This is a genomic window from Pseudarthrobacter sp. HLT1-7, from assembly GCF_059383435.1.
The window spans coordinates 202,168-224,657 of the sequence record NZ_JBWZCH010000007.1; the positions used below are offsets into that span (position 1 = coordinate 202,168).

Below are 22,490 nucleotides of genomic sequence, written 5' to 3' on the forward strand. Positions count from 1 at the left end.
ATGCCCGGTCCGTCGCCACCGGCAATGACGCCGGCGTCGCCAAGTAACGTGACGGGTAACACCACTTAGTGCCGACAGAGTCCGGGGATACCTTGATGGACCCGTAGTCCAGCGGTTCGCGCCAACCAACAATGGATGCTCCCAGCCGGTGGGCGAAGATGCGCTCATGCTCGGGCAATTCCGTCAAGCACTTTGTTGAGGCCCCACCTGTACTGCTCGGTAGAGACATAGGTGGCCATGATCCTTGCCGCTCCGGCGGACAGTGGATAGTTGCCGGCCAGTATCGCCGAGAACCCCTCAAGGCGGGTGGCGATTCTTTCGGCTTCCGAGGATCCCCAGGGCCCGTCACTCAGCTCTGCTGCTTCAAGGGCTATGGAACCGAACACGTACACAATCAGCAGGTAGGACGCCCTGGCGGCCTCCGCGGCGTCGAGCCCGGAATCCTGAAGCGTTTCCATGAGGTGTTCGTTCAAGGCAAGAGCTCGCGGACCGTCCATGGGTCCGCCGATCATCAAATTCACGGCTCCTGGATGGGCGGTGAGCCGCTCCCTTAGTTCCAGGGCCAGGGCTTCGATCCGTTGGCGCCACGGAACATCGCGGTCCGAGAACACGGCGAGATTAACCTGCCCCAGCAGGTGCTCGACAATGGCCTTCACGATTGCCGCCTTGTCAGGGAAGTACGTATAGACCGCGTTCGGCGCGACGCCGACCCTGGCCGCAATCCCCCGTACCGACGCGGCATTCACGCCTCCCTCATCAAGCAGATTTAGTGCGGCGTCCATAATTTCGCCCTCTGTCAGGATGCGTCGGGGGCCGGGCCTGGAGCTGCGTGCCTGGGTGCTCATTAGTTCCTCCTTCTTGACTTTCTTCTGCACAGCGTACACTATTTGTACACCGTACAATTTGTACTGCGTACAGAAATAGCAGGGAGATTGCTGTGAACACCACTCCACACATTCGGATCCGCATCTTGGCCGGCGTGCTCTTTGCTTTTAGCGCCCTAACGTTCGCGGCAGCTGCCACTGCGCTATCGGTCATGTTTGACTGGCCGGACGTGCTTAGGCAACCGGCCGAGGTGGTGCTGCCCGCCTTCACCGCAGCCGGCCCTGCACTCGTGTGGGCCTGGTTCGCCGCGGCCTGGACCTACGGGCTTCTCGCCATCCCGATCCTGCTCCTGCCAAACGCACTGGGCCTTCAGGAACATCCCGCGTTGAAGGTTGCCACCTGCGGCGGAGCTGCCTCTGTGCTCCTTTCACTCATCGGGTTCCTTCGCTGGGTGTTCGTCGTCCCCGCTCTGGCCAGCACCTACGCGACAGGGGACGGGCAGACGCGGGCAGCCGTGGCCGCGGCCTGGACTGCCCAGCACCAGTTCGGCGGCGCGCTGCTGGGTGAGCATTTGGGCCAGTTGCTGGTTATCGCATGGTCCGCCGCTGTCAGCATCATGATCCTGCGCAGCGGAATTCTACCCCGATTTATAGGCGCCGCGGGGCTCATCGCCAGCACCGTTTATCTGCTCAATCAGGGCGACATCCTCGCGACAGCTGTCCCCGGATTCCCCGTCTGGGACCTCGCCGGCCTCATCGGCAGCACCGGCTGGGGACTCTGGATCACCGCCCTCGGCATCAGCATGCTGGTTCAGTCCTCCAAGCGGACACCAAACCCCGGCACCGCGAACGCCGCACCCACTTCCATCCCCGCACATCACGCCACCGCATAGGGAACTGACACCATGACCCACACTAAGGCTCCGAGAACAACCGCTACCCGGGCCTGGCTGCTCTGGACCACCAGCTTCCTGGCACTCCCCGTGGGGGGATACGTCGGCACCATGATCAGCGGGCGCATCGACAACCCGGTCTCCGCTGTCCTTGGCGGAGCCATCGCCGGTCTCATCATCGGCGCCGGCCAGTCAATGACCAGCAGCCATAGGCTTCGGCCCCTTACCTGGATCCCGGCAACCGTCCTGGGCATGAGCACGGGACTGGCACTGGGGGCCGCAGCCGTGGGCTACCGAACCAACCTTTCCGACCTTGCCCTGATGGGAGTACTAAACGGCCTCGTCCTGGGTCTCGCCCAGGCCCTTGCCCTGCCACGAGCGGCGAGTCGGCGCCGGTGGATTTGGGCAGCGGCCATGCCCGCGCTGTGGAGCCTCGGCTGGATAACAACCACGCTGGCCAAAATCTCTGTTGATCAACAGTTCGTCGTTTTCGGCGCCAGCGGAGCCGTCCTCGTCACCGTGATCACTGGCCTCCTCCTGAACAGCCTGCTACCCGTTCCGCCGTCCAACCAACCCACCATCGCCCCGACCACGGCAAAGGTTCATTCATGAATTCCGACCTGCACGTCGTCTTCGGCACCGGCGCCGTCGGACTGGCCACCTTCGACGCCCTCCGCCGCCGCGGCCGCACCGTCCGCATGGTCAACCGCTCCGGCGAGGCGCCGGTTCCGGAGGACGTGGACGTTGTAGCCGGGGACGCCGCCGACCCTGACTTCGCTACCCGCGCGGCCCACGGTGCCGCCGTCGTCTACCAGACGATGAACCCTCCCTACCACCAGTGGAGTGCACAATTCCCTAGACTGCAGTCCGGTGTGCTTGCGGCCGCGGAGGCCACAGGCGCCCGGCTGGTCAGTATGGAAAACGTCTACATGTACGGGCGCCCCGCAGGACGTCCACTGACCGAGGACCGAGCCAACAACGCGCACACGAAAAAGGGCCAGCTCCGGGCGCGGATGGCTGACGAACTCCTGGACGCACACCATGCGGGCCGCGTCGAAATTGCCATCGGCCGCGCCTCCGATTACTTCGGACCCCGAGGAGGAGCGCAGTCCAACCTCGGAGACCGCGTCTTCCCCGCAGCCTTGACCGGAGCGACCAGCACGGTACTGGGCGACCGGCACCAGCCCCACACCTACACCTACATTCCCGACATCGGTGAAGCCCTCGCTGTCCTGGGTGAACACCCGGACGCGCCCGGCGAAATCTGGCACGTTCCCAACGACGCCCAAACCCGCAGCACCCAAGATCTCGTCGACGCCATCTACCGTCAAGCCGGCCAGCACCGCACCAGGATCCGCGCGGTCCCGCCACTTCTCCTGCGCGCCATGGCCATCACCAGCCCCGTAGTGCGTGAGCTCCTCGAAATGCAGTACCAGTTCGAAGAACCATTCATCGTTGACAGCAGCAAAATCAACGAACGGCTTGGCGTCACAGCCACCCGCCTGGATCAAGCCATCGCAGAAACTCTCCTTAGCTACACCAACACCAGTCAGCTCGACGCGGGACGAGCACGATCGTGAAACGCTGATGAGACGGGCCGCGAACGCCGTTGAGGAGGGATGGCAGCCTCCACGACCCTTCTCGTCCGACACTGATTAGCGAGTTGAGCGGGACCCAGACCAGGACCGTGAGTGGTTGGACTTTCCTGCGTCCGGAAAGACGCCTCGAAACACTAGGGATATGAGACGTCTCAACGACTGGACGACAGCGCCGACGGGAATGCCTCCTTTTTCTTTGATTCCGTTGTCATTTTCCGTACTCGTCTGCACAAATATCAGTTCTCGTCCACACAACTCGCTCAGACCATCGATGAACTTGGCTTTGTTCCCCTAAGCCGAAGATTGCGGGAAACAGCTTGAGCACGAGCTTCTGGCCAGCACTTCACTCAGCGCATCAAAGGGAAATGTGCGGCGTCAGAACCCGTTGCAGGAATCTGGCTCAGTTGAGGGCCCAGCCGCCGCCCGATGGGTCGAGAGGCAGCGACGCCTCCTGCTGCGCGAAGCCGTGCACATAGCTGTCGAGAATCGACATGGCGTGGCCGGTCAGGGGCATCGAGAATCCAGCTGAGCGCAGGCAGCCGATCACCGAGTCGAGGTGGCCGAGTGTCGCCGGCCCCGGCGAGGTTCGGGCCTTGATGCTGATCGCCCAGTGATGCTGCGCCAATAGGGTGCCCATCGACTCCGCTCGATCGCGCATGGCCGTGCGCCACTCGTCACCGGCGCGCGGGGTCGAGAACTCGGAGTACACGACATCGAGCATCCCGTCGAGAATGTCGTCTTTGCTCTTGACGTGGTAGTAGAGCGACATCGCCTCGATGCCGAGCTCCGTGGCGAGCTTGCGCATGCTGAGCGACTCGATGCCTGCGGCATCGGCGAGGGTCACAGCCACCCGGATGGCCCGCTCCCGGGTGACCTGTTCTCTGATTTCTGACTTTGCCATAGACGCCACCTTACAGCGTATGGTACTGTCTTGCCATTCGACCTTACACCGTATGGTCAGCGTCGACTCCGAGACAGGACACACCATGATCAACGCACGCAGAATCGCCCGCACCGTCGGCACGCTCATGCTCGCCGCCTTCCTCCTCTACGGCATCGGAAGCTCCATCGCGACGACTGCCTCCCCCGGCGCACTCCTCACCACCGGCGTGGTGTTGATGCTGCTCAACTCGGTAGCCGTTGTCGCGATCGGTGCGCTCATGCTGCCGGTCCTCCGCCCGCACGCCCCGGCAGTCGCCGTCGGATACCTCGCCACCCGGATCTTCGAGGGAGCGTTCCTCGCGGTCGGCGCCATCGCCCTGCTCGTCGGATTCGGCAACACCAACTTCCTCGCGTACAACATCGCGATGGCGGGTCTCGGTATCGGAAGCCTGTTCTTCTGCGTCGCGCTCTACCGCTCGCGCCTCGTGCCTCGGTTCCTCGCGGTCTGGGGATTCGTCGGCTACGCGTCGTTCGCGGCCGGCTGCTTCCTCGAACTCGCCGGAGTCGCCGGCGCCGGCCTCGTCTCCACCGTTCCCGGTGGCCTGTTCGAGGTCTCCTTCGCCATCTGGCTCATCGCGCGCGGCTTCGGCTCAACCGCGGCCATCGCGGTCACGGCTCGCGCATGACCGCCCCCTGGACGACGGATCGCATGCCGGACCTCGACAGCACGACAGCCATCGTCACCGGCGCCAACAGCGGCATCGGCCTCGAGGCGGCGAGGGGTGTTCGCCGCTAATGGCGCGCACGTCGCGTTCGCAGTGCGTAACGAGAAGAAGGGGCTGGATGCCGCGGCAACCGTCACCGGATCCACCAGGGTCCGACCGCTCGACCTCGCCGACCTGGTGTCAGTGCGTGAGTTCGCGGAGGACTGGGGCGGCGACATCCACCTGCTCACCAACAACGCAGGCGTTCTCGTTCCGCCGTTCGGTCACACGAAGGACGGGTTGGAGGCAGTTCGCCAGGTGGGGCCGGTTGTCTTTCTTGCCGGCGGCATGGTCCTCGTCGAGGTTCCCTCGCTGCAAGCACCACAATTCTCGAATCAAGCTGTTCTTGAAATCCTTCGTTTCTGAAAACACAGTGACGGCCGCCCAATAGTCGCACCGGCCGCTACGGTTGCCAACTGCTTGATCGAAGATCTCAACGCGTGGTTCGGGGATCGCCCGTCTACAGGGACGGACGGTGGCCTCTGCCGGCGACCCTCCATATCCGCTTCGCAGCCCCAACCGACAAGGTGTGTCTCTTCCGCGACCAGGATGCAGCCAGGGTCCGCCGCTCTCGACCCAGCGGACGAGCTGGCTCCCATCTGTGGGGCGTCAGTCGGTCAATGAGCAGCTGGTCGGCTGCGTTCTCTATCTGTTCGATCGTCGTGATCAGAGCGGTGCCGCAGCAAGCGGAGGAGCGCCGCCGCCACCTGCGCGCGGCGCTTCCCGAAAGGACATGTCTTCCCAAGGAGCGGCCCGACTCCCCGCCGCCGGACACACCCAACGCTTGGCCGGACCAGCCTCGAGCCAGGCGCCGCGACCGGCACGGGGACGTAGTCCGGATATGCTCTGTCCGGGAGCGACCACTGGGCATGTCCACCCGGGGGCAGCCGAAGCTCAGCGAAAAGCCAGCTCAGCGCCGCGGCGCGCTCCGCCGTCGTGCCGCATGCCCGAACAGCCAGATGCCGGCCACCGTGGCGAGGTAGCCCGCGATGACGATCAGCGAGGTTCCGGCCCAGAAATAGTTGGTGGTGCTGCCCTCCTGGCCCGGGCCGGGCGCGATCTTCAGCAGCGAGAAGCTGGCCACCCCGGCCGAGGCCAGCCCGGCCAGCACCGGAAGCGCAAGCCACAGCCACGAGGCCGCCCAATGCTCCCCGTAGCCGTCCCAGACGTTCCAGCGCGGTCCCGTGCGGATGATCAGCCAGCCGGCCGGGAGCATAAACGCCCCCACCACGAGGATCGCCGCGACGACGTCGGCGGGCCGGTGCCACTGGTTGATGAGGGTGGACAGCCCGGTGGCGACGGTGAAGGTGCCGCCAAGGAAACCTGCCAGCGGCCGCCAGCGCGGGGAGACCATCAGGAACACGGCGGCCGCGGCGGACGCTGCCATCGTGGTGTGCCCGGAGGGCAGGGAATTCAGCTCCAGGGTCTCGATCCCGCGGTCCGGCCGGACGGGGACCAGATCCTTGATGATCTGGGTAGCCAGGTTGGCGCCCACAGCGGCCGCGACGGCGATCCCGGCCGCCGCCCAGCGCCGACGCAGCACCGAGACGAAAAGGACCACCACGCTGGCGATCAGCACGGATACAGCCGGCAGCCAGTCCAAGAGCCTGTTGGCAGCCTTGCCGGCCGTACCGTGCATTTCGACGGCTTCGACCAGTGCCGATTCGTCGATGAACTGGCCGGTGGTGGTGCGGACAAAGAAGAAATACGTTGCGGCGAGCGCGGCCAGACAGGCAAGCGTGGCCAGCAGGAACAGCAGCCCGGTTCCCTTGCCCGGAGCACTGGCCGTGCCCTTACCCGGAGCGCCGGGCGGATCTCCCGGGGCGCGGCGTTGCTGCGGCCGCTGGTACCCCGCAGACGGTTGCTTGCTGGTGCGTTCCTGCCCAAAACTCATCGCTATCAGGTTCCCACAGAACCCTGCAAACCGCCTGAACGGCGGGGCAGGGAGCGGCCATGGACACCGTGGCTAATCATCCGATCCCGGCGCCGGGGATGCGGCGACGGGGATGCGGCGAGGGTTGGCCAGTGAGGGGCAGACAGCGAGGGGTAGGCGGCTGTGCAAAAGCAGGTAGCCGGTACTCTTGCCCGCACGGAGGCTGCTTCCTAGACTCGGGATTGCCGGTTGGATTTTCTGCCGGATGGTGCTCATTGAGCAGGGCCGGCGAAGACGAGTTGCCTGGACCAGGGACTCACCCCCAGTCAACGCCGGCCCGTCAATGCGCCCGATTCCTGCCCAGGGTTGCCTGCCCAAGGGTTGCCCCAAGGTCCGGTTTCCGGGCCCGGCCTGCCGCCCCGGGTACAGTAAATCCATGCTCAGCAACCCGGTCCCGCTGTCTGCGGACCAATCCGGAGGCCTTCCCCACTACCTTGCGGCACGTCCTGCGGGGCATCCTGCGGCACATCCTGCCGGGGAGCTCCCGGACCTGCAGTTCCCTGGCCTTGCAGAACTTCTCGCCGGCGCCCACGTGGTGAGCCTGCCGATGCGGGTGAAATTCCGCGGCATTGTCCAGCGCGAGGCCCTGCTGATCCGCGGCCCGCTGGGCTGGGGCGAATTCTCCCCTTTCCCCGAGTATGGCGACGCCGAAGCGTCCCGCTGGCTCGCCGCCGGGATCGAGGCCGGCTGGCAGGGGTTCCCCGAGCCGCTGCGGAACAGCATCCCGGTGAACGCCACGGTCCCCGCCATCGCCGCGGACCGGGTGCCGGAAATCCTGGCCCGCTTCGGCCGGGTGGACGCCGTCAAGGTCAAGGTGGCCGAGCGCGGCCAGAGCCTTGACGATGACGCCGCTCGGGTCGCCGCGGTCCGCGAAGCCCTCCCGGACGCCGCAATCCGGGTGGATGCCAACGGCGGCTGGGACGTGGCAACCGCCGTCGAGGCACTGACCCGGCTCGCCGCCGTCGGACTGGAATACGCCGAACAGCCGGTGCCTGACATCGCCGGCCTCGCCGAGGTGCGCCGCCGGCTGCGGGCCTCCGGCGTCCCGGTGCTGATCGCCGCTGACGAGAGCGTGCGCAAAGAGGCGGACCCGCTCAAGGTGGCCCGCTCCGGCGCCGCGGACCTGATCGTGGTGAAGGTGGCGCCGCTCGGGGGAGTGCGCCGCGCCCTCGCCATCGTGGCGCAGGCCGGGCTCCCCGCCGTCGTCAGCTCGGCGCTGGACACCTCCGTGGGGATCCGCGCCGGGCTCGCGCTGGCCGCCGCCCTGCCCGAACTGCCGTACGCCTGCGGGCTGGGGACCGTGTCCCTGCTGGCCGCCGATGTCACGCGGGATTCACTGGTCCCGGACGACGGCGTCATCCGGCTCCGCGAGGTCGCCGCCGACCCGGACCTGCTGGCAGCGCATGCCGCCGCGCCGGAGCGCCGGGACTGGTGGCTGGACCGGCTGCGCCGGGTCCACGCGGTGCTGGCATCCGGCGCGGGAGGGGCGGCGTAAGCGGGGACGTCCCGCATGGCAAGATGTTCCGATGACCCCTCACACGCCCGTCCGGTTCCGCGTGCGCGTCCGCCGGTGCAGACCTGGCTTGCTGGCGGTGCCGCTGACGTTGCTGCTCAGCGTGTCCGGATGTTCTGCTGCACCCGGCCCGGCGTCCCCCGACGCTGCGGGGTCCGAGACGGGGCCTGCTGCCGCAGGTGCGCCGTCGGGCGCTGCCGCGGACTCGCCGTCGAGCGCTCCGGTGCCCGACGTTCGCCAGAAAGTGCAAGCGGCCCTTGGGCCGGTGGCTGCTTCCAATCCGGAAGCGAGTCGGGAGCAGATCCGGGCGGCCCTTGCCACAGCTGGGTTCGGGGCGGAGGCCGTTGAGGTCTCAGCTTCGCGGACGCCGACGGGGTTGGCCGTGGAAGCTGTGGAGGCCGGAGTCCTGAGTGGCGAGCATTGCGTGATGGCGCAACTGCGCGGCGGAAGGCTGGAATTGTCCGTGCTGCCGGTCCTCTGGAACGGGAGGTGCTTCGTTGGCAGTACCGACAAGTAGCCGGCTGGACGGCGGAGCCGGGGTTCCCGTCCGTGTGAACCCGGCGCGTCGCAGCCCGGGGCTGCTGCTTTTCCAGGTGGCGGGCGAACTCCTGATGACCGCGGGTGTCATAGCACTGCTCTTCGTCGCATGGGCACTCTGGTGGACCAATGTGGAGGCCGACGCGGGTCAGGCTGTCGCCGTGAAGCAGTTCATCCAGCAGAACTCCGTTCCCGCTGCACCGCCCGCTCCCGCAGCGGGAGCCCCGCCAGCGGTTAGCCTGCCTGCGCCAGCGGGTGGCCCGGAGGCGGCGGGCTCGGCTCCTCCGGTGGGAATGGCGCCAGGGCGCGGACAGGCGATCGCCGTCGTATATATTCCGAGGTTCGGGTCGGATTACAGCAGACCGATCGTCCAAGGCACCAGCCAGGAAGTCCTGGATACCCTGGGGCTCGGCCACTACGAAAGCACCGCCATGCCGGGCGAGCTGGGGAACTTTGTGGTTGCAGGTCACCGCCAGACACACGGAGCCGTTCTCGACGCGATCCACACCCTGGTGCCTGGGGACAAGATCTATGTTCAGACAGCCGACGCCTTCTACACCTACGTGTACCGCAACGGGGAGATCGTCCTGCCGGACCGGACGGACGTGTTGTTGCCGGTGCCAGGCGAGCCGGACGCCAAACCGGCGAGCAGGATCATGACCATGACAAGCTGCAATCCGCGATTCGGCTCTGAGGAGCGCATCATCGCGTACTCCGTTTTCGAATCGTGGCAGCCCCTCAGTGCCGGGCCGCCGGCAGCCATTGCAAAACAGCTCGCTGAGCTACAAGGACAGGGCAAATAGATGTATGCATGGCTATTCCGTCAGCTCCCCGGGCCCCTCTGGCTGCGGGCGGCCATTTCCCTGGTGCTGCTCGCGGTTGTGTTGGTGGCGCTGGTTGAGTTCGTCTTTCCTTGGGTGGCCCACGTGACCCAACTAAACGGAAACACGGTGGGGTAAAGGCGGGGGCTTGCTTTGTCGGGGGCCGCCGTGCCGGCCGTCCTGGCAACGGGCCAAACCGCCGAGTTCACCGGAACTTCACCGGGGGGACGGCTCCGCGTGGTCCAAGGCTGGCAGGGTGGGCTTGCCCGCTACCCGCCCATGGAAGGTCTCTCCATGTCTGTTTCCTCCGGACGCACGTTTTCCCTGCTCCCGATGCTTGGCCATACCAAAGGCAAGCGCAGCGCCGTCACCTGCGCGCTGAAATGCGACAACGCCTGCTCCGGCGAGGTCTGCAACACCAGCTCCAACAGCTACTTCCGCGACATCGCCTCCGCCACCATGTCCCGCCGCGCGGCGCTGGGCTTCGGCGCCGCCGGCGCGCTCGCCGTCGCGTTCGGCGGAGCACTGACTTCCGCTGAGTCTGCGGTGGCCGACGGCGGCCCGGGTCTCGCCCCGGCAGCCAAGAACGGCTTCGGAAAGTCCAGGCTCAAGTTCACCGCCATCGCGCCGGTTGACGCCGCCGTCGACGCCGTCACCGTTCCGGAAGGCTTCACCTGGCAGCCGGTCATCCGCTGGGGCGACCCGCTGTTCAAGGACACACCGGACTTCGACCTCCAGCGCCAGACCGCCGCGGCCCAGGCCGGACAGTTCGGCTACAACAACGACTACACGGACATCCTCGAACTCCCCGGCAGTAAAGGCCGCCGCGCGGTGCTCTTCGCCAACCACGAATACACCAACGAGAGCATCATGTTCCCGGCCACGATGCCCGCCGAGGAGGTCCGCGCGATCGGCGCCGCCGCGCACGGGCTCTCAGTTGTGGAGCTGGAGCGAAAGAACAAGAACAAGCCGTGGGCGTACGTGCAGGGCGCGAAGCTCAACCGCCGCTACCTGAACAACACCGCCTACGAACTGACCGGCCCGGCGGCCGGCTCGCCGCTGGTCCGGACGAAGGCGGATCCGGCCGGCCGCACCATTCTGGGCACCCTCGGCAACTGCGCCGGCGGCACCACCCCGTGGGGCACCATCCTCTCCGGCGAGGAGAACTTCAACGGCTACTTCGTCTCGCCGGGCACCTCCGCCAGCGACAAGCGCTACGGCCTGACCTCGAAGCCGACGGCCCGCAAGTGGGAGCTGGACGATCCGCGGTTCGACACCCGCAACCCGGGCTACGAGAACGAGGCGAACCGCTTCGGCTGGATCGTGGAAGTCGATCCCCTCGATCCCACGTCCACGCCGAAGAAGCACTCCTCCCTGGGCCGCTTCAAGCACGAGGGCGCCAACGTGATCGTGGCCGAGTCCGGGCACGTGGTGGCATACTCCGGCGACGACGAGCGGTTCGACTACCTCTACAAGTTCGTCTCGGCAGAGAAGTACCGTCCCGGAACAACAGCCGGCGACCGCAAACACAACATGACCCTGCTGTCCGCCGGGGATCTCTACGTCGCCAAGTTCACCGGGAACTCCCCGGCGGCCGAGATCGACGGCAAGGGCACTCTGCCCTCCGACGGCGGGTTTGACGGCTCCGGCGAATGGCTGCCGCTCGTCGTCGGCGGCAAGTCCGCCGTCGCAGGCATGTCCGTCGAAGAAGTGCTGGTCTACACCCGGCTGGCCGCGGACAAGGTGGGCCCCACCAAGATGGACCGCTGCGAGGACGTCGAGCCCAGCCTGCACACGGGCAAGGTCTACGTGGCCTGCACCAACAACTCGGACCGCGGCAAGCCCGGCAAGGAAGGCGCCACCGAGATCAACCCCCGCAACGAAAACCGCGACGGCCACATCGTGGAAATCACCGAGACGGGCGACCAGACCGCCACGGCGTTCCGCTGGAACCTGCTGATGGTCTGCGGCGATCCCGCCCAGGGCGACGTCACCTACTTCTCCGGCTTCCCGGTGGACAAGGTCTCGCCCATCTCCTGCCCGGACAACCTGGCGTTCGACTCGGTGGGTAACCTCTGGATCTCCACCGACGGCGCCCCCTCCGGCATCGGCAAGGCCGACGGCCTGTTCAAGGTCACGCTCGACGGCGCCGAGCGCGGCCGGGTGGAGCAGTTCCTCGCCGTCCCGCGCGACGCCGAAACCTGCGGGCCCATCATCCACGACGAGGAACGCACCGTGTTCGTCTCCGTGCAGCACCCGGGCGAGGACGGCACCTTCGATGCGCAGCTGTCCTTCTTCCCGGACTACGTTGCGGCCGGCACGACGCCGAAGCGGGGCCAGGCGCGCGCCCCGCGTCCGTCCGTGGTGCAGGTCTACCGCGCCGACGACTAACAGCAACGCGGGGTCACATCCGGCCCATGTCAGGGCCCGGGATGGGCGATATCTGACCCCGCGTTGCTTCTCCGGGGCGGCGCTCCTCCACATTCCGCATTTCGACGGCGGAATGTGGGGGAGCGTTTGCTGTTTAGTGGCCGGAAATGAGGGAGCGTATGTTGGGCAGTATGTCCGCACAAGTCTGAGCGGACTTGACTGATACCCCCTAGGGGTATATGTTCAGGAGTACCGGAAAGAGTCGTCGCTGCACTCGTTTAAAGTAGGGCCGGACGCTTGAAGGTCTTCCTCCGCGGTGCGGCGGAGCGCAATCTAGGGTGACCTGACGCTTCCGGACTCCGCGGAAATCTCCTATCCGCGTTGAGTAGACCAGCTTGAACCACATCACCAGCGGGCTGCTGCCCCGGGAAGCAGCCCGCTACCGGCCCGCCGTCGTCCGCTGAACCCCGACCACAGGCGGCGCGGCCCCATACAGAGGACTAATCATGACCGAGGATGCACACCACCACCGCGGGGCCGCAACGGCCCAGCAGGTCAAGGATCCCGTTTGTGGGATGACCGTTGACCCGCACGCCACCGGACACCACACCGAATACCGGGGACATTCGTACTACTTCTGCTCGCCCGGGTGCCAAGCCAAGTTCGTGGCGGATCCGGACCGGTATCTGCCCGGCAGCGTGGCGTCAGCGGAAATGGCGCCGTCGGACGGGGGGGAGCTTGAGTACACCTGTCCGATGCACCCAGAAATCCGGCAGGCCGGCCCCGGTTCCTGCCCGATCTGCGGGATGGCGCTGGAACCGGTGGTCATCACTGCCGGCAGCGGACCCAACCCCGAACTCGGCTACATGACCAGGCGCTTCTGGGTCGGCCTGGCCCTGACGATCCCGGTCGTCATCCTTGAAATGGGCGGCCACCTTTTCCCCGAGCTGCATGAAGTTGTACCGCCGCGGCTCTCCGCCTGGATCCAGTTCGTTCTGGCCACGCCGGTGGTGCTGTGGGCCGGCTGGCCGTTCTTCGTCCGCGGCTGGGCGTCGCTGCGGACCATGCAACTGAATATGTTCACGCTGATCGCAATCGGCACCGGGGTGGCCTGGCTCTACAGTGTGGCCGCCGTCCTCGTCCCGTCCGCCTTTCCCGAGGCGTTCCGGGCCATGGACGGCAGCGTAGACGTCTACTTCGAGGCCGCCGCGGTCATTGTGGTCCTGGTCCTGCTCGGCCAGGTGCTCGAGCTGCGCGCCCGGGAGCAGACCTCCGGGGCCATCAAGGCCCTGCTGGATCTGACGCCCAAGACCGCGCGGCGGATCGGGGCCGACGACGTCGAACAGGAAGTGCCGCTCGGCCAGCTGCAGGTCGGTGACCGGGTCCGGGTCCGGCCGGGGGAGAAGGTCCCGGTCGACGGCGAAGTGGTGGACGGGCGCTCCACGCTCGACGAATCCCTGGTCACCGGAGAATCGATGCCTGTGACCAAACAGGCCGGGGACCACGTGGTCGGCGGCACGCTCAACCAGACCGGGGCGCTGGTCATCAGCGCTCAGAAACTGGGCCGGGACTCCATGCTGGCCCGCATTGTCGCCATGGTCGCCGCCGCCCAGCGGTCCCGTGCCCCGATCCAGGGCCTGGCCGACAAGGTCGCCTCCTGGTTCGTTCCGATCGTCATCGCCATCTCCGTGGCCGCCTTCATCATCTGGGCAGTGGCCGGACCAGAACCCCGGATGGCGCACGGACTGATCGTGGCCGTTTCCGTGCTGATCATTGCCTGCCCATGTGCCCTCGGCCTGGCCACACCGATGTCGATCATGGTCGGCGTCGGACGCGGTGCGGGTCTGGGCGTGCTCATCAAGAACGCCGAAGCCCTCGAACGGATGGAAAAGATCGACACACTCGTCGTCGACAAGACCGGGACCCTGACCGAGGGACGGCCCTCCGTCACCGGGATTGTGACGGCCGACGGCTTCGCGGAACAGGACGTGCTGCGGCTGGCCGCCGCCGTCGAGCAGGCCTCCGAGCACCCGCTTGGCCTGGCCATCATCGAAGCCGCGCAACGCGCCGGCATCACCATTCCCGCGGTCGAGGACTTCGACTCGCCGCTGGGTAAGGGTGTCTCCGGAACAGTTGAGGGACGGCGCGTGCTGCTGGGCAGTGCGAAGTTCCTGGCCTCCGAAGGCGTGCAGACCGATGCCCTCGCCGCGCGTGCCGAGGAACTGCGGGCCGACGGCGCGACCGCCATCTTCGCCGGCATCGACGGACTTCCGGCCGCCGTGCTCGCCATCGCGGACCCGATCAAGGAAAGCACACCCGCCGCGCTGGCCGCCCTGCGGCAGGAAGGCGTCCGCGTTGTCATGCTCACCGGCGACAACCGCACCACGGCCGAAGCGGTCGCCCGGCGGCTGGGGATCACCGAGATCGAGGCGGAGGTGCTGCCCGATCACAAGAGCGCCGTCGTCGAGCGGCTGCGCGCCGAGGGCCGGATTGTCGCCATGGCCGGCGACGGCGTCAACGACGCACCCGCCCTGGCCGCGGCCGACGTCGGCATCGCCATGGGTTCCGGAACCGATGTGGCGATCGAGAGCGCCGGAATTACGCTGCTGAAGGGGGACCTGACCGGAATCGTGCGGGCCAGGAAGCTCTCCGAAGCCACCATGGCTAACATCCGGCAGAACCTTGTTTTCGCGTTCATCTACAATGCTGCCGGAATCCCGCTCGCTGCAGGCATTCTCTACCCAGCCTTCGGCCTGCTGCTCTCACCGATCGTCGCTGCCGCCGCGATGGCGCTGTCCTCCGTCAGCGTGATCACCAACGCGCTGCGTCTGCGGGCAACGAAAATCTGACCGAACCGCCGCGCAGCTCCCTGGCCTCGGGGCCCTGCCTCGCGGCGCCTGCCTCGGGGCCGCGGTCAGGGGGCCGCTTCGCTCCGGAGTTCCAGGCTTCTTCACCGCAACGCGGGGTCACATCCGGCCCATGTTGGGGGCCATTATGGGCGCGATGTGACCCCGCGTTGCTTCTGGGGGCGGGAGGTGAGGGAGCGCCGGGGGTTTCGGGCGCGGCGGAACTGATATTTTGAACAGTGTGAATAATCCGGCCGAATTGGTTGTCCCCAGAGTCCAGGCAGCGATTGCCAGCGCGTTCGGCGAAGAATACCGCGGGACGGATCCGGTGATCAGGCCCTCGCAGTTCGCGGACATCCAGATCAATGCCGCCATGGCCCTGGCCAAGAAGCTCGGCACGCCGCCGAGGGACGCCGCCGCGCGGATTGTCGAAGCCCTCGAACTGGACGGCATCTGCACCGCGGTTGAAATCTCCGGCCCGGGCTTTATCAATCTCACCTTCGACGGCACCTGGATCGAAGAGCTGCTCAACACCGAGTCCCGCAGTGCCGGAGCCACCAGTGCCGAAGCTCCCGGCGCCCCGGCCGCGCAGCAGGCAGAAGCCCGGCGCGTCGTCGTCGACTATTCCTCGCCGAACGTCGCCAAAGAGATGCACGTGGGGCACCTGCGCACCACGGTGGTGGGCGACAGCCTCGTCAGGGTGCTCGAGGCGATGGGGGACACCGTCATCCGGCAGAACCACATCGGCGACTGGGGTACTCCATTCGGCATGCTGGTGGAGCACTGGCTGGAGATCGGCGAGGATTCCCCGGCGGCGGCGCTGCTGGTCGATGACCCCAGCGCCTTCTATCAGGCGGCCCGCGCCAAGTTCGACGCCTCGGCCGCCGACGACGACGGTTTCGCCACCCGCGCCCGGCTCCGGGTGGTGGCCCTGCAGGGCGGCGACGCCGAGACCTTCGCGGTCTGGCAGCGGCTGGTGGCCCAGTCGAAACGCTACTTCAACGCCATCTACGCCACGCTGGGCATCAGTCTCACGGACGACCACATCGCCGGCGAAAGCTCGTACGACGCCGATTTGGCACGCCTGTGCCAGGAACTTGAGGACAGCGGGCTCGCGCGGGTCAGCGACGGCGCCCTCTGCACGTTCCCCGCCGGATTCACCGGCCGCGACGGCCAGCCGCAGCCGCTCATCATCCGCAAGTCCGACGGCGGCTACGGCTACGGCACCACCGACCTTGCCACCATCCGCTACCGGGTCCGCGAGCTCGAGGCCGACCGCGTCCTCTACGTTGTGGGTGCGCCGCAGAACGTCCACCTGCGCATGGTCATGGCCACGGCCCGCGACGCCGGCTGGCTCCCGGACGCCGTCGAGGCCGTGCACGTGCAGATCGGCAACGTGCTGGGCGAGGACGGGAAGATCCTGAAGTCCCGCTCCGGCGCCCCGGTGAAGCTGATGGCCCTGCTGGAGGAAGCCGTGGACCGCGCCCGCGCCGTCATCGACACCAGCCGGCCCGAGCTCACCGAGGAGGAGCGCGCCGTGACCGCCCGCCAGGTGGGGATCGGCGCCGTCAAATACGCGGACCTCTCCGTGGGCCACGACACCGAATACGTCTTTGACTTCGACCGGATGCTTGCCCTGAGCGGCAACACCGGGCCTTACGTGCAGTACGCCGCCGCGAGGATCCGCTCCATTCTGCGCAAGGCCGGGGTGCTCGAGCAGCCCGCCGCCGGAGCCCCCGCCGCCGGGACCCGCGCCGCCGGAGCCCACGCCCCTGACGGAACCGGCTCCGACGCCGGGACCGAAACTGACGTAACCGACTCCGACGGCGGGATCCCGGCAACGGCGATCGCCGTCGTCGAACCCGCCGAACGCGCACTGGCCCTGCACCTGCTCGAATACGGCGCCACGCTGAGCAAGGTGGGCGAGGTGCTCGAGCCGCACCGGCTGTGCGCGTACCTCTTCGAGCTCGCGCAGCTCTTCACCTCCTTCTACGATCAGTGCCCCGTGCTGAAGTCCGAGGATTCGGTCCGGGAATCGCGGCTGGCGCTCTGCGCGCTGGTGCTGCGCAGGCTCTCCGGCGGCCTGGAACTGCTCGGCATCGAGACGCCGGAGAACATGTGAGTCCGGCGGACCCGGGCCCCAACGGATTGAGCGCGCTGGACGCCGCGCGGACCGCCGTCGCCGCGCTGCTGGACTCCGGCGTGCGCTACGTGGTGGTGGCGCCCGGCTCGCGCTCCGCCCCGATGGCCTACGCCCTGGCCGAGGCCGACGCCGCCGGCCGGGTGGAGCTGCTGGTCCGGATCGACGAACGCGACGCCGGTTTCACGGCCCTCGGCCTGGCCCTCGCCACAGGGACGCCCGCGGCCGTGCTCACCACCTCCGGGACCGCCGTCGGGAATGTGATGCCGGCCGTCATGGAGGCCAACCACGCCGCGGTGCCCCTCGTGGTCATCTCGGCCGACCGGCCCGAGGAACTCCGCGGCACCGGCGCCAACCAGACCACGGTGCAGCTGGACCTCTTCGGCGACCACGTGCGCTTCGCCGCCGATGTACCCGCCGGCAGCGATCCGCGGCGCGCGGTCGAGACCGCTCTGAGCGCCGCCACCGGAGCCTTTGCGGACACCCCGCCCGGACCCGTTCACCTCAACCTGGCCTTCCGTGACCCTCTCGTTCCCGCGCCCGGGGATCGGCTGCCGCCCGAGTCCGGCCGCCGGATCTACCGTGCGGCCCACGGTCCGCTGGCCCTCGATTTCCCGCCCGCCTCGGACGGCCTGCCGGAGCGGCGCACGGTGGTGCTCGCCGGGCACGACGCCGGTCCGGTGGCCGAGGCCTTCGCCCGCGCCCACGGCCTGCCGCTCCTCGCCGAACCGTCCTCCAACGCCCGGTTCGGGCCGAATGCGGTGGGCCCTTACCGGCTGCTGCTGGAGCATTTTGGCCCGGACTCCCCGCAGCCGATCGAGCGGGTGGTGCTCTTCGGCCGGCCCACCCTCTCCCGGCCCGTTGGCGCCTTGCTGGCCCGCGCCGACGTCCCTTCGGCTCTGTACCAGCCCGTGCCGGTGGCCTGGTACGAGCCCGGCCGACGCACTGAGCTTCCGCTCGAGACCCTGGCTGATCTTGCCGACTTTGCCGGCCGTGGCTCCGCGGCCTGGCTGGATGCCTGGCTCCTGGCGGGGGCCGCCGCGCAGCACGCCGTCGACCTCGTCCTCGCTGGAACCGCCGCCACCGGGCCGTCCGTGGGTGCCCTCGTCTGGGCGCACTCGAAGGGGCAGCTGGTCCTCGGCTCCTCTAACGGTATCCGCGACGTGGACCTTGCAGGCTGGCCCGCGCCGGAACCGCTCGCCACGGTCTTCGCCAACCGCGGCCTGGCCGGGATCGACGGCACCATCGCCACGGCCACCGGCATTGCCCTGGGCGGCCTGCAGGAAACCACGGTGCTGATGGGTGACGTCACCTTCCTGCACGACGCCGGCGGACTGCTGCTGGGCGCCGGGGAAGCGGAGCCGACGCTCCGGATCGTAGTGTTGAACGACGCCGGCGGGGCCATCTTCGGGCTGCTTGAACACGGGGCCGTGGAGGCAACCGGGCGCTACGGCGACGCCGTCGAACGCCTGTTTGGGACCCCGCAGTCCGTGGACCTTGCGGCGCTCGCGGCGGCGTACGGCGTCGCCCACCGCTCGGTAAGCACGACGGCGGAGCTCGCCGCCGCGCTGGCGGAGCCCTGGGAGGGCCGCCGCATCATCGAGGTGCGAACCGACCGGCGCAGCCTGCGGGAGCTGCACGCTCGGATCAAGTCCGCGGTGGGCGCTGCCGTGACCGGAGTGCTGGCCGCGGAGTAGCCCTGGCGACGCACTTTGTGCCTGGCGACGCGGCACGTGCCTGACGACGCGGAAAATACCCTGCGCGGCTTGAATTCCCGCCGCGCCAGGTATTTTGCGTGTCGCAGAACGGGAAGCGCGTCGTAGGACGGACCGCGCTGCGCGGAACGGAATGCGCGACGCAGATCGGGCCTGGCGACGCACTTTGTGCCTGGCGACGCGGTACGTGCCTGACGACGCGCCCCCTGCCTGGCGACGCGGAACGTGTCTGGTGACGCGGAAAATACCCTGCGCGGCTTGAATTCCCGCCGCGCCAGGTATTTTGCGTGTCGCAGAACGGGAAGCGCCGCGCAGAACGGAATGCGCGACGCAGATCGGGCCCGGCGACGCGGAATGTGCCTGGCGACGCGCCACCTGCCTGGCGACGCGCTTTCCCCCTGGCGACGCGGATTGTGCCTGGCGACGCGGAAAATACCCTGCGCGGCTTGAATTCCCGCCGCGCCAGGTATTTTGCGTGTCGCAGAACGGAATGCGCGTCGCAGAACGGAATGCGCGTCGCAGAAGGGAACGCGCCGGGCGGAACGGAATGCGCGACGCAGATCGTGCCCGGCGACGCGCCCCACGCCTGGCGACGCGGCACGTGCCCGGCGACACGGAGAATACCCTGCGCGGCTTGAATTCCCGCCGCGCCAGGTATTTTGCGTGTCGCGGAACGGGAAGCGCGTCGCAGAGCGGGAAGCGCCGCGCAGAAATGGGAAGCGCCGCGCCTCGAGTTGTCCACATGGACCCGCTTCGGCCTGGTGCGGCCGCCGATAGCCTGCGATCTTCGTTCCATGACCGAACTGCCAAAGTTGATCCTCACCCGCGAGCACATCCAACAAGGGCTGACTCCCAAGGAACTGGCCGGCCGCTGCCGTTCGGGCGCACTGTTCCGGGTGCGCCAGGGTGTCTACGTCGACGGCGGTGTCTGGCGGGCTTTGCATCCCTGAGACCAGTACCGGGTCCGGGTCAGTGCGGCCGCGGAGACCTTTGTGGCTCCGACCATCTTTGCCCGGCACTCCGCCGCTTCTGTGTGGAGAATTCCGACGATCGGACTCCGGCGCCCCGTGCACGCCCTGACCCTGCAGAACGACGGCGGACGCTCCCGTGCGGGGGTGCTGCGGCACTACGCTCCTCCGGCCGGCTCGACGTGCGTCCGGCGGGACGGGCTCCTGGTGACCGGCAGAGTCCGCACAGTGCTGGATCTTGCCGCCTTCTCACCGTTTACCGAGGCAGTGGTGCCCCTGGACCATGTGCTCAAGCCGGACGTTGCGCAGCGCCTGCCGGCCCTCACAAAGGAAATGCTGTTGGCCGGAATCGAGGGCAATTGCAATATGGCTGCCGCGCGGCGGATCCGGAGGGCAGTGGAATTTGCCGATCCGCGGTCCGGCTCGGCCGGCGAGTCCTACGGCCGGGCCCTCATGTGGGCAGCAGGGTTCCCGGTGCCGGAACTCCAGTACGAAATCCGGGATGGTTCAGGACTCGTCGGTTACACGGACTACTACTGGGACGGCGTTCGGGTTGCCGGCGAGTTTGACGGCGTCGAAAAGTACGTCAAGCCTGAATACCTGAAGGGCCGGACCACGTCTCAGGCCGTCGTCGACGAAAAGGACAGGGAGAACCGGATCCGGGCACTGGGAAACAACGTGGTCCGCCTGGTCTGGGCCGATTTGATCGCAGCCGGGCTACTCGAAAGGAAGCTGGCAGCGGCGGGCGTGCCCCGGCGTCGTGCCCGCTCCGCCCGGTGAAGGCGACGCGAAAACCCGCCCGCGACGCGCCAACCTGCCCGCGACGCGCAAACCCGACCGTGACGCGCAAAAGCCCTGGCGCTACCGGAATTCCAGCAGCGCCAGGGCTTTTGCGCGTCGGCAGGGGAACCTGTGGCCTACAGGACCCTGCTGAGGAATTCCTTGGTGCGGGGATGCTTCGGGTTGGCCAGAATTTCCTGGGGATCACCGGATTCCACCACCACACCGCCATCCATGAACGTCAGGCGGTCGCCCACTTCGCGGGCAAAGCCGATCTCGTGGGTCACCACAATCATGGTCATGCCGGACTGGGCGAGGTCCTTCATAACGTTCAGGACGTCGCCAACCAGTTCAGGATCCAGCGCGGAAGTGGGTTCATCGAAGAGCATAAGCTCCGGCTCCATGGCCAGGGCGCGGGCGATTGCTACCCGCTGCTGCTGCCCGCCGGAAAGCTGCGACGGGTAGTGGCCGGCATGGTCCGACAGGCCCACGCGGTCCAGAAGCTCCATGGCCCTCTTCCGTGCGGCCTCCCGGGACTGGCCCCGAACATGGACCGGCGCCTCCATGATGTTGTAGAGCGCAGTCTTGTGCGGGAACAGGTTGAACCGCTGGAACACCATGCCGATTTCGCGGCGCTGGGCCGCGATGTCCTTCGTTTTCAGGTCATGGAGCCGGCCGTTGACCTCCCGGTATCCGATCAGCTGGTCGCCCACGGAGACGCGTCCCGCGCTGATGGTCTCCAACAGGTTCACGCACCGCAGCATGGTGGATTTGCCGGAACCGGACGGGCCGATCACCACGGACACCTCGCCCCGGTTGACCTCCAGATCGATCCCGCGCAGCACATGGTGGCGGCCGTAGAACTTGTGGAGGCCCTCAATCCGCACCAGCGGTTTCTCAGCGGTGATCGTCATTTTGCCCCCTCCTCGGGGTAGTCCATCTTCGACGCCGGCCCGGCTGCAGCGCCCGGCGCTGCGCCGGCGGCTTTGGCGGCCGCCGGATTGATCGTGGCCGGATTGATCGCCGCCGGAGCAAGGTTGTCCACTCCCTTGCCGTAGTAGGCCTCGATGAAGTGTTGGCCCACCATGAGAACACTGGTAATTACGAGGTACCAGATAGCTGCCACGATCAGCAGCGGTACCGGCAGGTAAGTCCTGTTGGCCAGGGTGTTCGTGGCGAAGGTCAGATCCAGCGTGAACGGCACGGCCAGGACAAGGGACGTGGTCTTCAGCATGCCGATGGTTTCATTGCCGGTGGGCGGCACAATCACCCGCATGGCCTGCGGCAGGATGATCCGCCACATGATCTTGGTCTTGCCCATGCCCAGGGCCTCGGCGGCTTCCATCTGGCCGCGGTCCACTGACTTGAGCCCAGCCCGGAAGATTTCCGCCAGGTAGGCGGACTCGTTCAGGCCCAGGCCCAGGATGGCCGCGACCAAAAAAGTGATCACGGAGCTGGTGTCCAAACTGAACCATTCGGGTCCGAACGGGATGCCAGCCGTGATCTTGGGATACAGGACGGAGATCAGACCCCAGAAGACCAGCTGCGTGTACACCGGGGTGCCGCGGAAGAACCAGACCCAGGCCCAGCTGGACCAGCGGAACACCGGGTTCTCCGACTGGCGCATGAACGCCAAAAGGATGGCAAGCACAATGGCCAGGACCATAGAGGCGACAGTCAGCAGCAGCGTCCAGCCGACGCCCTGGACCACCTTGGTATCCAGGATGTAGGTCCCTACGATGTCCCAGCGGAATCTGGGATTGGTGAACATGCTCTGCAGGAGCAGGGCAAGCACGCCGAGGATGATGATGGCGCTGATCCAGCGGCCCGGGTGCCGGACGGGCACCGATTTGTTCAGTACTACCGGTGCTGCCGGGTCCTGCTGATGACTGTCCAACTGTGCAGC

General features: G+C 67.3%; 19 protein-coding genes. 14 read left to right on the forward strand and 5 right to left on the reverse strand.

The window, feature by feature from the left end; translation table 11 throughout:
* Window positions 1-164: 164 nt before the first annotated feature.
* Entirely contained in the window at window positions 165-845 is a 681-nt protein-coding gene (locus tag AC50X6_RS09520; RefSeq protein WP_494965979.1) for a TetR/AcrR family transcriptional regulator, read from the reverse strand.
* 92 nt (window positions 846-937) lie between these two features.
* Here AC50X6_RS09520 and AC50X6_RS09525 point away from each other — a divergent pair, with 92 nt between their 5' ends.
* Genes AC50X6_RS09525 through AC50X6_RS09535 form a run of 3 tightly spaced genes read left to right on the forward strand, consistent with a single transcriptional unit; the run spans window position 938 to window position 3,297 of the window.
* Entirely contained in the window at window positions 938-1,717 is a 780-nt protein-coding gene (locus tag AC50X6_RS09525; protein ID WP_494965980.1) for a DUF4386 domain-containing protein, read from the forward strand.
* A gap of 12 nt (window positions 1,718-1,729) precedes the next feature.
* Window positions 1,730-2,329, forward strand: coding sequence for a hypothetical protein (locus tag AC50X6_RS09530; protein ID WP_494965981.1), 600 nt, complete (start codon window positions 1,730-1,732; stop codon window positions 2,327-2,329).
* On the forward strand, window positions 2,326-3,297 hold the full coding sequence (locus tag AC50X6_RS09535; RefSeq protein ID WP_494965982.1) for an NAD-dependent epimerase/dehydratase family protein: 972 nt from the start codon (window positions 2,326-2,328) through the stop codon (window positions 3,295-3,297). Before AC50X6_RS09530 ends, AC50X6_RS09535 begins: the two co-directional genes overlap by 4 nt.
* Window positions 3,298-3,715: 418 nt before the next feature.
* Here AC50X6_RS09535 and AC50X6_RS09540 read toward each other — a convergent pair whose 3' ends face one another.
* Window positions 3,716-4,216 carry a TetR/AcrR family transcriptional regulator C-terminal domain-containing protein gene (locus AC50X6_RS09540; protein WP_494965983.1) on the reverse strand — a complete coding sequence of 167 codons (501 nt, stop codon included), beginning with the start codon at window positions 4,214-4,216 and terminating at the stop codon, window positions 3,716-3,718.
* 85 nt (window positions 4,217-4,301) lie between these two features.
* On the opposite strand from AC50X6_RS09540, the gene AC50X6_RS09545 reads away from it, so the two are divergent.
* Window positions 4,302-4,883, forward strand: a complete 582-nt coding sequence (locus tag AC50X6_RS09545; protein WP_494965984.1) for a DUF4386 domain-containing protein — start codon at window positions 4,302-4,304, stop codon at window positions 4,881-4,883.
* A gap of 96 nt (window positions 4,884-4,979) precedes the next feature.
* The gene (locus AC50X6_RS09550) at window positions 4,980-5,327 is read left to right on the forward strand and encodes a hypothetical protein (RefSeq protein ID WP_494965985.1); all 348 of its coding nucleotides are present in this window, start codon (window positions 4,980-4,982) and stop codon (window positions 5,325-5,327) included.
* A gap of 544 nt (window positions 5,328-5,871) precedes the next feature.
* Here AC50X6_RS09550 and AC50X6_RS09555 read toward each other — a convergent pair.
* Window positions 5,872-6,855, reverse strand: coding sequence for a phosphatase PAP2 family protein (locus tag AC50X6_RS09555; protein WP_494965986.1), 984 nt, complete (start codon window positions 6,853-6,855; stop codon window positions 5,872-5,874).
* A gap of 415 nt (window positions 6,856-7,270) precedes the next feature.
* Here AC50X6_RS09555 and AC50X6_RS09560 point away from each other — a divergent pair, with 415 nt between their 5' ends.
* The 9 genes from AC50X6_RS09560 to AC50X6_RS09600 all read left to right on the forward strand — a co-directional run bounded on the left by AC50X6_RS09560 (window position 7,271) and on the right by AC50X6_RS09600 (window position 20,584).
* Complete coding sequence (locus tag AC50X6_RS09560) at window positions 7,271-8,389, forward strand: o-succinylbenzoate synthase (protein WP_494965987.1); 1,119 nt, start codon at window positions 7,271-7,273, stop codon at window positions 8,387-8,389.
* Between the two features lie 31 nt (window positions 8,390-8,420).
* Window positions 8,421-8,924 (forward strand): DUF6993 domain-containing protein, encoded by a 504-nt coding sequence (locus AC50X6_RS09565; protein WP_494965988.1) that lies wholly within the window; start codon window positions 8,421-8,423, stop codon window positions 8,922-8,924.
* 34 nt (window positions 8,925-8,958) lie between these two features.
* Window positions 8,959-9,747 carry a class E sortase gene (locus AC50X6_RS09570; protein ID WP_494966007.1) on the forward strand — a complete coding sequence of 263 codons (789 nt, stop codon included), beginning with the start codon at window positions 8,959-8,961 and terminating at the stop codon, window positions 9,745-9,747.
* 312 nt (window positions 9,748-10,059) lie between these two features.
* Entirely contained in the window at window positions 10,060-12,156 is a 2,097-nt protein-coding gene (locus AC50X6_RS09575; protein ID WP_494965989.1) for a PhoX family protein, read from the forward strand.
* Between the two features lie 485 nt (window positions 12,157-12,641).
* The gene (locus tag AC50X6_RS09580) at window positions 12,642-14,984 is read left to right on the forward strand and encodes a heavy metal translocating P-type ATPase (RefSeq protein WP_494965990.1); all 2,343 of its coding nucleotides are present in this window, start codon (window positions 12,642-12,644) and stop codon (window positions 14,982-14,984) included.
* Window positions 14,985-15,222: 238 nt separating this feature from the next.
* A complete protein-coding gene (gene argS / locus AC50X6_RS09585) occupies window positions 15,223-17,103 on the forward strand; it encodes an arginine--tRNA ligase (protein WP_494965991.1) in 1,881 nt (626 codons plus the stop codon).
* The gene (gene menD / locus AC50X6_RS09590; protein ID WP_494965992.1) at window positions 17,100-18,818 is read left to right on the forward strand and encodes a 2-succinyl-5-enolpyruvyl-6-hydroxy-3-cyclohexene-1-carboxylic-acid synthase; all 1,719 of its coding nucleotides are present in this window, start codon (window positions 17,100-17,102) and stop codon (window positions 18,816-18,818) included. Before argS ends, menD begins: the two co-directional genes overlap by 4 nt.
* Window positions 18,819-19,630: 812 nt before the next feature.
* Window positions 19,631-19,786, forward strand: a complete 156-nt coding sequence (locus tag AC50X6_RS09595; protein WP_494965993.1) for a hypothetical protein — start codon at window positions 19,631-19,633, stop codon at window positions 19,784-19,786.
* 42 nt (window positions 19,787-19,828) lie between these two features.
* A complete protein-coding gene (locus AC50X6_RS09600) occupies window positions 19,829-20,584 on the forward strand; it encodes a hypothetical protein (protein ID WP_494965994.1) in 756 nt (251 codons plus the stop codon).
* Window positions 20,585-20,721: 137 nt separating this feature from the next.
* Here the strand turns inward: AC50X6_RS09600 and AC50X6_RS09605 are convergent, their stop codons facing one another.
* Together AC50X6_RS09605 and AC50X6_RS09610 are read right to left on the reverse strand one after the other, a co-directional pair.
* The gene (locus tag AC50X6_RS09605) at window positions 20,722-21,498 is read right to left on the reverse strand and encodes an amino acid ABC transporter ATP-binding protein (RefSeq protein WP_494965995.1); all 777 of its coding nucleotides are present in this window, start codon (window positions 21,496-21,498) and stop codon (window positions 20,722-20,724) included.
* On the reverse strand, window positions 21,495-22,481 hold the full coding sequence (locus AC50X6_RS09610; protein WP_494965996.1) for an amino acid ABC transporter permease: 987 nt from the start codon (window positions 22,479-22,481) through the stop codon (window positions 21,495-21,497). Before AC50X6_RS09610 ends, AC50X6_RS09605 begins: the two co-directional genes overlap by 4 nt.
* Window positions 22,482-22,490 lie beyond the last annotated feature (9 nt).

Bases quoted from the DNA above. Each gene is read 5' to 3' on its own strand.
- AC50X6_RS09520 (WP_494965979.1), bottom strand. From the start codon at position 845: ATGAGCACCCAGGCACGCAGCTCCAGGCCCGGCCCCCGACGCATCCTG.
- AC50X6_RS09530 (WP_494965981.1), top strand. From the start codon at position 1,730: ATGACCCACACTAAGGCTCCGAGAACAACCGCTACCCGGGCCTGGCTG.
- AC50X6_RS09535 (WP_494965982.1), top strand. From the start codon at position 2,326: ATGAATTCCGACCTGCACGTCGTCTTCGGCACCGGCGCCGTCGGACTG.
- AC50X6_RS09540 (WP_494965983.1), bottom strand. From the start codon at position 4,216: ATGGCAAAGTCAGAAATCAGAGAACAGGTCACCCGGGAGCGGGCCATC.
- AC50X6_RS09545 (WP_494965984.1), top strand. From the start codon at position 4,302: ATGATCAACGCACGCAGAATCGCCCGCACCGTCGGCACGCTCATGCTC.
- AC50X6_RS09555 (WP_494965986.1), bottom strand. From the start codon at position 6,855: ATGAGTTTTGGGCAGGAACGCACCAGCAAGCAACCGTCTGCGGGGTAC.
- AC50X6_RS09560 (WP_494965987.1), top strand. From the start codon at position 7,271: ATGCTCAGCAACCCGGTCCCGCTGTCTGCGGACCAATCCGGAGGCCTT.
- AC50X6_RS09565 (WP_494965988.1), top strand. From the start codon at position 8,421: ATGACCCCTCACACGCCCGTCCGGTTCCGCGTGCGCGTCCGCCGGTGC.
- AC50X6_RS09575 (WP_494965989.1), top strand. From the start codon at position 10,060: ATGTCTGTTTCCTCCGGACGCACGTTTTCCCTGCTCCCGATGCTTGGC.
- AC50X6_RS09580 (WP_494965990.1), top strand. From the start codon at position 12,642: ATGACCGAGGATGCACACCACCACCGCGGGGCCGCAACGGCCCAGCAG.
- AC50X6_RS09595 (WP_494965993.1), top strand. From the start codon at position 19,631: ATGACCGAACTGCCAAAGTTGATCCTCACCCGCGAGCACATCCAACAA.
- AC50X6_RS09605 (WP_494965995.1), bottom strand. From the start codon at position 21,498: ATGACGATCACCGCTGAGAAACCGCTGGTGCGGATTGAGGGCCTCCAC.